Origin of the sequence: Mycobacterium sp. (assembly GCF_036490025.1) — a bacterium.
Lineage (GTDB): Bacteria > Actinomycetota > Actinomycetes > Mycobacteriales > Mycobacteriaceae > Mycobacterium.
Genome location: NZ_DASXEP010000200.1, coordinates 65,108 through 72,894, shown reverse-complemented (window position 1 = coordinate 72,894; position 7,787 = coordinate 65,108). Strand labels below are relative to the sequence as shown.

11 protein-coding genes and 1 pseudogene are annotated in these 7,787 nt (G+C 62.8%); 3 read left to right on the top strand and 9 right to left on the bottom strand.

The genetic code is table 11. The features are described from left to right. Both VGG53_RS23540 and VGG53_RS23535 read right to left on the bottom strand, forming a co-directional pair. On the bottom strand, window positions 1-562 hold a 562-nt coding region (locus VGG53_RS23540), incomplete at its 3' end, for a TetR family transcriptional regulator (protein ID WP_414689044.1). 89 nt (window positions 563-651) lie between these two features. After that, window positions 652-1,011: an Rv2640c family ArsR-like transcriptional regulator gene (locus VGG53_RS23535; RefSeq protein WP_331520527.1), complete on the bottom strand. Its 360-nt coding sequence runs from the start codon at window positions 1,009-1,011 to the stop codon at window positions 652-654. Window positions 1,012-1,106: 95 nt separating this feature from the next. On the opposite strand from VGG53_RS23535, the gene VGG53_RS23530 reads away from it, so the two are divergent. Together VGG53_RS23530 and arsB are read left to right on the top strand one after the other, a co-directional pair. Further along, a complete protein-coding gene (locus tag VGG53_RS23530; RefSeq protein ID WP_331520526.1) occupies window positions 1,107-1,574 on the top strand; it encodes an ArsI/CadI family heavy metal resistance metalloenzyme in 468 nt (155 codons plus the stop codon). Beyond that, window positions 1,571-3,090: pseudogene (arsB, locus tag VGG53_RS23525) on the top strand (ACR3 family arsenite efflux transporter). The gene VGG53_RS23530 and the pseudogene arsB overlap by 4 nt, the downstream one beginning before the upstream one ends. On the opposite strand, the gene VGG53_RS23515 reads toward arsB, so the two are convergent. Then, window positions 3,087-3,419, bottom strand: coding sequence for a hypothetical protein (locus tag VGG53_RS23515; protein ID WP_331520525.1), 333 nt, complete (start codon window positions 3,417-3,419; stop codon window positions 3,087-3,089). The pseudogene arsB and the gene VGG53_RS23515 overlap by 4 nt on opposite strands. 102 nt (window positions 3,420-3,521) lie before the next feature. Here VGG53_RS23515 and VGG53_RS23510 point away from each other — a divergent pair, with 102 nt between their 5' ends. Further along, window positions 3,522-3,863: a metal-sensitive transcriptional regulator gene (locus VGG53_RS23510; RefSeq protein ID WP_414689043.1), complete on the top strand. Its 342-nt coding sequence runs from the start codon at window positions 3,522-3,524 to the stop codon at window positions 3,861-3,863. A 22-nt stretch (window positions 3,864-3,885) separates the two neighbouring features. Here the strand turns inward: VGG53_RS23510 and VGG53_RS23505 are convergent, their stop codons facing one another. The 6 genes from VGG53_RS23505 to VGG53_RS23480 all read right to left on the bottom strand — a co-directional run bounded on the left by VGG53_RS23505 (window position 3,886) and on the right by VGG53_RS23480 (window position 7,785). Beyond that, window positions 3,886-4,521 (bottom strand): maleylpyruvate isomerase family mycothiol-dependent enzyme, encoded by a 636-nt coding sequence (locus VGG53_RS23505; RefSeq protein WP_331520524.1) that lies wholly within the window; start codon window positions 4,519-4,521, stop codon window positions 3,886-3,888. Continuing rightward, window positions 4,518-5,003 (bottom strand): SRPBCC family protein, encoded by a 486-nt coding sequence (locus VGG53_RS23500; protein ID WP_331520523.1) that lies wholly within the window; start codon window positions 5,001-5,003, stop codon window positions 4,518-4,520. Before VGG53_RS23500 ends, VGG53_RS23505 begins: the two co-directional genes overlap by 4 nt. After that, window positions 5,000-5,317, bottom strand: coding sequence for a metalloregulator ArsR/SmtB family transcription factor (locus tag VGG53_RS23495; protein WP_331520522.1), 318 nt, complete (start codon window positions 5,315-5,317; stop codon window positions 5,000-5,002). Before VGG53_RS23495 ends, VGG53_RS23500 begins: the two co-directional genes overlap by 4 nt. A gap of 64 nt (window positions 5,318-5,381) precedes the next feature. Continuing rightward, a complete protein-coding gene (gene phoU / locus VGG53_RS23490; protein WP_331520521.1) occupies window positions 5,382-6,029 on the bottom strand; it encodes a phosphate signaling complex protein PhoU in 648 nt (215 codons plus the stop codon). 119 nt (window positions 6,030-6,148) lie between these two features. Further along, window positions 6,149-6,955, bottom strand: coding sequence for a carboxymuconolactone decarboxylase family protein (locus VGG53_RS23485; protein ID WP_331520520.1), 807 nt, complete (start codon window positions 6,953-6,955; stop codon window positions 6,149-6,151). 8 nt (window positions 6,956-6,963) lie between these two features. Next, window positions 6,964-7,785 carry a mycofactocin-coupled SDR family oxidoreductase gene (locus VGG53_RS23480; RefSeq protein ID WP_331520519.1) on the bottom strand — a complete coding sequence of 274 codons (822 nt, stop codon included), beginning with the start codon at window positions 7,783-7,785 and terminating at the stop codon, window positions 6,964-6,966. Between the last annotated feature and the right edge of the window lie 2 nt (window positions 7,786-7,787).

The window sequence follows — 7,787 nt, the reverse complement described above, 5'->3', positions numbered from 1 at the left end:
AAGCGCGAGCCCCAGTAGCGAGCAATGCGAAAAGTCCGGTCATGAAGAAGACCCCTAGTTCGGCCGCGTCTGCCCCCGGTGAAACATGGCCTGCCTCTTGCGCTTTGGTGATCGCAGCAATCACGAACTCGGCGAGCGGATGCTCTGATACGTCATCCTCAATTGGCCGACTCGCAGAGAAGTGCAATCCCAACATCTCGCGGAATACCACTGGACCCAGTCGGTGCTCGGCGGCGACCACCTGGCGCACCAGCAGCGACAGCACCGCCACCAAGTCATTGGTGTCGGTATGTGCGACGTCGAGTTGCTCGACGATCCTGGCCTCTTCGTTCCGCTCCACCTCGACCAGGACGTGTTCCTTGGTGGGAAAGTGAAAGTAGAACGTGCCGCGCACGACTCCCGCTGCGCTCGCGATCGCGGTGACATCGGCGCTGGCCAATCCGGACCGGCCAATCTCAGCCAGTGCGGCATCGAAGAGACGCGCTCGGGTTTCCTGCATTCGAACTTGTCGAACGCTTTCGCCCACTGCCTGGGCGTAGGCGACGGCAGTTGGCGACTTCATACGAGTACGGTAACCGCATTCACTGACGGACGTCAATGACGGCCGTCAATGTGGAGGGCTGACTCGGCCGGGCTTGGGGTACCCGGGCCCTAACGGCAGCAGTTCGGGTCGAGTACTGTGCACAGCGCCGTCAATGACTCGCCGCGGGGGCGATGATAGACATTCATTCCCCGGCGCTCGGACTCGACCAGACCAGCGCGGCGAAGTTGCGAAAGGTGATGGCTCACTGTTGATTCGCTCAAGCCGACACTCGTAGCGAGATCGCAACTACAGACCTCGCCGGCCTCCGAACTGAACAGCAGCGAGACGAGCTTCACCCGTACTGGATCGGCCAGAGCCTTGAGGCGCAGCGCAATGTCTAGTGCTGCATCGTCGTCCAGTGGTCCAGCGGCCACCGGCGAGCAGCACACCGGGGCGGACATATCCACCATGGGCAAGGCCTTGGGCATGCGACCATCTTGCCACAGGGGTTGACATATATCGAAGAGGTGGCATCATCGCCTACGTCAGTAGTTCGACATAAGCCACATAGGTTGGAGTCGTCATGTCCCGCGCTCAACTCGCCCTCAACGTCGATGACCTCGACGAGGCGATCACGTTTTACTCCAAGCTGTTCAACACCGCACCCGCAAAGGTGAAGCCGGGATACGCCAACTTCGCGGTCGCCGAACCACCGCTAAAGCTTGTGCTCATCGAAAACCCCCGCCACGGAGGGACCCTCAACCACCTCGGCGTGGAAGTCGAATCCACCGACATCGTCCATGCCGAGATCGCCCGTCTCACCAACGAGGGCATGTTCACCGAAGAGGAAATCGGGACGACCTGTTGCTTCGCCACCCAGGACAAGGTGTGGGTGACCGGACCCGCCGGCGAAAAATGGGAGGTCTACACCGTGCTTGCCGACTCGGACACCTTCGGCACAACCTCGTTCGCCCTCGACAGCGCCGATGACGGCGTAGGTGCCTGCTGCACCGGTAGCGCGACCGCGGGCGCGGCGGACCCGGCGTCGTGAGCCAGATCCTGGAGCGCGGCGAGCAGTCCGCCGTCGTCGCGAAGCTGTCGACGCTGGATCGGTTCTTGCCGGTGTGGATCGGTATTGCGATGGCTGCGGGGCTGCTGCTGGGACGACTCATCCCCGGCCTCAATACGGCGCTGAATCACGTTCAGGTGGACGGCATTTCGCTACCCATCGCGCTGGGCTTGCTCGTCATGATGTACCCGGTACTGGCCAAGGTTCGCTATGACCGGCTCGACACCGTCACCAGCGACCGCAAGCTGCTCGTCAGTTCGCTGGTACTGAACTGGCTGCTGGGTCCTGCGCTGATGTTCACACTGGCCTGGCTGCTGCTGCCCGACTTACCGGACTACCGGACCGGATTGATCATCGTGGGTCTGGCCCGCTGTATCGCGATGGTCATCATCTGGAACGACCTTGCCTGCGGTGACCGAGAAGCCGCTGCGGTGCTCGTCGCGATCAACTCGATCTTCCAGGTTGTGATGTTCGCCATCCTGGGTTGGTTCTACCTCTCGGTCCTGCCCGGCTGGCTCGGCCTGGAACAGACCACCATCAGTATCTCGCCCTGGCAGATCGCCAAGTCGGTCCTCGTTTTCCTCGGGATCCCGCTGCTGGCCGGCTATCTCACGCGACGCCTCGGGGAGAAGGCGAAGGGGCGAAGCTGGTACGAATCCACCTTCCTGCCGCAGATCGGGCCGTGGGCGCTCTACGGCCTGCTGTTCACCATCGTGATTCTCTTTGCGCTGCAAGGAGAACAGATCACCAGTCGCCCTCTCGACGTCGTCCGCATCGCGGCGCCATTGCTGGCCTACTTCGCCATCATGTGGGGCGGCGGATACCTGTTGGGCGCAATGCTCAGACTGGGCTACCCGCGCACAACGACGTTGGCGTTTACGGCTGCCGGGAACAACTTTGAACTGGCCATCGCGGTCGCTATCGCTACTTACGGCGCTACCTCGGGACAGGCGCTCGCCGGCGTCGTCGGCCCACTCATTGAAGTGCCTGTGCTGGTCGCGCTGGTCTACGTATCACTGACTCTAAGAAGACGATTCGCTCCTGCCGCCCGCGATCAAACCACCCGTGAAGCTGGCCCATGATGCCCGCCACGCAGCCCGCCGTGCTTTTCCTGTGCACCCACAACGCGGGCCGATCCCAGATGGCCATGGGGTTCTTCCAACACCTTGCGGGCGAGCGGGCGACCGTCTACTCGGGAGGGTCGGAGCCGGCCGACAAAGTCAACCCTGGCGCAATCGCTGCCATGGCCGAAAAGGGCATCGACATCGCCGTCCAACAACCCAAGCGGTGGACCACCGACATGCTCGAGGCCGTCGACGTCGTGATCACAATGGGATGTGGCGACTCCTGTCCCATCCTGCCCGGACGGCGCTACGAGGAATGGATACTGCCCGACCCTGCCGGCCAAGCACTCGAAGCGATACGTCCGATCCGCGATGAGATTGAACAGCGGGTGCAAAAGCTGCTCGACCAGTTAAGAGCCAGCGCGCAGCGCTAGCGTCCTGACTGCGGAGCCATCATCCCAGGCCCCATCGGGCCCGGTTGCATCATGTGATCGCCGGGCTTCATGTCGCCGGGCTTCATCTGGGCACAGCAATCCTTCGGTTCGTGGCCCATTGCCGCATGGCTCATTCCCATGTGCATGTGCTCGCTCCAACTCAAGAAGAAACCGGAAAAGAAAATCGCGGCGACGATGAACAGTCCACCTGCGACGATGCCCACCCATGCCAGCGCCTGATTTAGCCGACTCGACTGGTGCCCGGGACTGGCGGGCTGTGCGGTGCCTGGATCGTCGGATGGTTGCGCAACGTCGGTCGTGTCGGCCATGGCTTGAACCTCTCTATCGGGTTTGGTGGACGTCAGCGTACCCCACCCAGGGAGGGGTGGGGTACGATACTGCGGACGCAGGTGATCACAGGAGGAGGCGTGATGTCTGAAGAGCTGACAGCCAAAAAGCGTGCCGCGCTGAACCGGCTTAAGACGGTGCGGGGTCACATGGACGCGATTATCCGAATGCTGGAGTCCGACGCCTACTGCGTGGACGTGATGAAGCAGATTTCTGCGGTGCAGTCGGCGTTGGAACGCACGAACCGGGTGATGTTGCACAACCACCTCGAAACCTGTTTTTCCCAGGCTGTCGTGGGTGGGCAGGGCGAGCAGGCGATAGCAGAGTTGGTGGATGCCCTCAAGTTCAGCCCCGCATTGACCGGGCCCGATACCAGCTTGAACGGAACCATTGCCGACGAGGCGGTCAGGACTGCCATTGCGTGAGCGGCCCTGTTCGACCCCTCAGTCAAGAGGTCCCGATGCGCGCGGCCAACGTGGGTAGTCCCGGTCCGGACAATTCGTCTAGGGCATCGGGCCGGCCCGTCATCGCCATGAGAAGTGCTTCACCGGTGCCCATGACCTCCGGTCCGTCACCGTGTTGCCAGGCGACGTCCGTCGCCGTCAGTCGCAATCCTCTGATCCGGCGTCCGGCGCCCAGCCGCGGATTTCCCGGCACTAGCGGGAGTATTCGTTCGAGCCTCTCGACCGGGATGGTGCGCGGATAGCCGAGGGCCCGCCGGATGTCCTGGTGGTGGACGGTGCCGTCGACTAGTCCGATCATGCCGCCGAAAGCGGCAGTAAGGCCTTTGGGGCGGAGATGCCGGTGGAGGAAGTCCACCAAACCGCTGGGCGACATGGCCGCAAAGTCTCTGACGCCAACTTCGTTGGCGTGGACGATGAGACCTTTCGCGAAACGCTTCGCCAACCCGAATGGAGTCAGCTCCTCATAGCTGACGACATGGGCGACAACGTCTTTCACCGTCCACTTGTCGCATAGGCTCTGCGCCTGCCACTCCGGTGGTGTCAGCGTCGCGAGGAATGCGGCAAGGTCGACGCGTTCCTCGTAGGCCAGCTTCATCAGTGGTTCCTCTTGGCCGCTCATGGCAACGCCTCAGTCGCCAGCTCGGAGTAGCGCCGTAGGTAAAGCGGCCACCCGCGGTCGCCGCCAATCCCGTCGGCGACCGCTCGCCAGCCGGCGCCGTGCCGTTCGAGGTGTCGATGCTCCAACTCCACCCGGGTGCGGCCATCGGATTCGGCGGTGAATCGCACCTCGACTTCGCTCGTCCTGGCCAGATCGGTCTCCAGTTGCCACGTCGGCCCGATGTCCCAGGAAAAAACCACCCGGGAGGGCGGCTCATAGGCCAGAACGCGCGACCATTCGCAGCGGCTTCCGTCAACGCCGACGTCGTAGATATGGCCGCCCTGTCGCGGCTCGAAGACGGTTTCGGCGATCGGTACCGGCAGCAAATTGTGGTCGCGCGGCTTGATCACATCGAAGCGTTCGATGAAAAGCGCGAAGGCGCGCTCGACGCCGATGTCGACGACGAGGCTTTGCCGTACCGGTTCGGGATCTGATGGCGTCATCTGTCCTGCCCTTCTTCGTCGGCCAAGAGTTTGAAGGCGTCTAATGCTTTGCCCCAGAACACGTCCAACTCCGATCGCAGCGCCTCGATGCCGCTCGGGTTCACGTGATAGAGCCGCCGCGTTCCAGCGGGGCGGTCGGAGACGAGTCCAGCGCGTTTGAGCACGCTGAGATGTTGAGACACCGCCGGCCGGCTGACGGGCACGCCGCGGGCCAGTTCACCGACCGCCATTGGCCCATCGGCGAGGCGCTTGAAAATGGCGCGGCGGGTGCCGTCGGCGAGGGCCGCCCACGAATCGATGGTGTCGATGGTCATGACGAACGGTAAGTCTACACTTACGGAATCACCCACGCGACGATCTGCGCGAAAAGCACCTTGCTTACGCTCCGCCGGGTCCGCCCGTCGCCTCGAAAACGACCCGACGCCCTATCGCCACGGCGTGGTCGGCGAAGCGTTCGTAAAACCTGCCGAGCAGGGTGATATCCACGGCTGCCGCGACCCCATGCGTCCACTCGGTATCCATCAAGACACTGAACAGCTGCTGATGGAGCTGGTCCATCGCGTCGTCCTCGCGGCTGATATCGGCGGCCTGCTGCGGGTCCCGGGATAGCACAACGTCTTTGGCGCTGTTGCCCAGGTCGACGGCGATGCGTCCCATCTCAGCGAAATGGTCGCTGACCTCGTCCGGTAAAACGTGATTGGGATGGCGGCGACGGGCGATCTTCGCTACGTGCAGTGCCAGGCCGCCCATTCGTTCAGCGTCTGCCACGTTCTGTAGGGAACCAACGACGAGCCGCAGGTCGCCTGCGACAGGTGACTGCAGCGCGAGCAGCGCGAAGGCAAGTTCCTCCGCGTGGGTTTGCAGCGCAGCGATGCGGTCATGGCCGGTAATAACCTGCTCGGCGATTGCCAGGTCTGCCTGCAGCAGCCCCTGCGTCGCGCGGTCCATCGCCAGACCGGCCAGGCCGCACATGCTGCTGAGCGTCTCGGTCAGCGACTCGAGTTGCTCGTGGAACGCAGTGCGCATCGCCCTACCTTGGCATCGATGGACTCATCATGAACCCTATCTTTCCGGATGATTCCAAACGCTGCCTCGAGCAGTCCAGGGGGTCCAGCGTTGAGCGCAGGCCGATTGTGATCCCGCCGTCACCGTTGAGCTTGCGGATCGTGCTGGCTCTCGGACACCACCCGACGCTTCTGGTCGGCGATCACCTGGTTGAGATACTCCGCTTTGGCAAAGCCGTAATAGGTCCCGAAGTGCAGCGCCAACTCGTCCATCTCGTCGAACGAAATGTCACCGCTCTTCAGTGCCGCGTACACATGGGACAGCACCGGGATTTCGGCATCCTGGAAGGCGACACAGGCAACGGTGATGAGTCGACGTTCCTTCATTCCCAACCCTGGCCGCAGCCACATCTCACCGAAGACGAAATTCAGGATGCCCGCCCCCGTGTAAGGGTTGTCGCGAGGCGGCGCAAAAGGAATGCAGTTGATCTCCCTGAAGGAGTCTTCGCCTCCTTGGAGTCGTTTCTCGGGATCGCTGGCGGAAGCAAGCGGTAACAGTGGCTCAGGATCAGTGGCCTGATCGCCGCGTTCGTCGATGATCCTGGCCCATTGCTGGTCGACGACCATGTTGAACCGTGACGCCTTGGGCCAACCCGCATAGACCGCGAAATGCAGTACCGTTTCCCGCATTTCGGTGATCGTGAGATCACCGCTATTGAGTGCCGCGTAGACGTGCTGTTCGAGCGGAGCAACCGCGTCAGCGGCCGCGACGCAGGCCAAGGTGACAAACCGGCGATTGCGCCGGCTCAGCCGTGGCCGCGACCAGACCTCGCCGAAGACGAAGTCGACCAACCCATGTGCGAATGGGCTGTGCTCGTCCGGAGCATCGAAAGTCATTACCTCGGCGAACGTGCGTAGTCCTTGGTCATGACGCTGACTATCTGGCATCGCCGCCCCTATCTGATCGTGACACCGGCGTCGACTTTGAATTCGAGTCCCGTCACGTAGCGGGACTCATCGGAGATCAGGTACAGCACCGCATTGCTCACATCAGACGCTTCGATGAGTGGAGCAGGCAGCGCGTTGAGAAAGATCGGCACCAGGTCGGGGCGTTGCTCGCCGATCAGGCTGTGCATCGACGGCGGCGCCATTCCCGTTGCCACACCGGTCGGATGCACCGTGTTGACGCGGATGTTCTGCGCGGCAACTTCATTCGCCAGCGCCTTGCTCATGCCCACGATCCCGTGCTTGGACGCCGTGTAGGGGAGGTGCAACGGTGTTCCCTTGATACCCGCCGACGAACTGATGTTGACGAGGCTTCCGCCACCTCGCTGCACCAGATGAGGCAGTGCCGCCGCGCAGGTATTCCACGCGCCGACGAGGTTGACGTCGAGCACCAGCCGCCATTGCTCGGACGTGGTGGTGTCCCACCTGCCGACGGTCAGCACACCGGCGTTGGCGACAGCGCCGTCCAGGCCGCCCAGTTCGGCGACCGCGTCGTCGACCGCTGATTTCAACGCGGCGTCGTCGCGCACGTCGACCACAATGCTGATCGCCCGGCCGCCGTGCTCTTCGACCAGGTGCGCGGTTTCGTTCAGGTCGTCCTCGGTCGCCAACGGGTAGTCCAAACCCTCTGGCGTCGAACAGATGTCGACCAGGATGCAGTCGGCGCCTTCTTCGGCCAACCGTACGGCGTGGCTACGGCCCATCCCACGGCCCGCACCGGTAATGAGAACCCGTTTGCCCGCGACGCGTCCCGCTGAATCGTTGCGTGCCATCG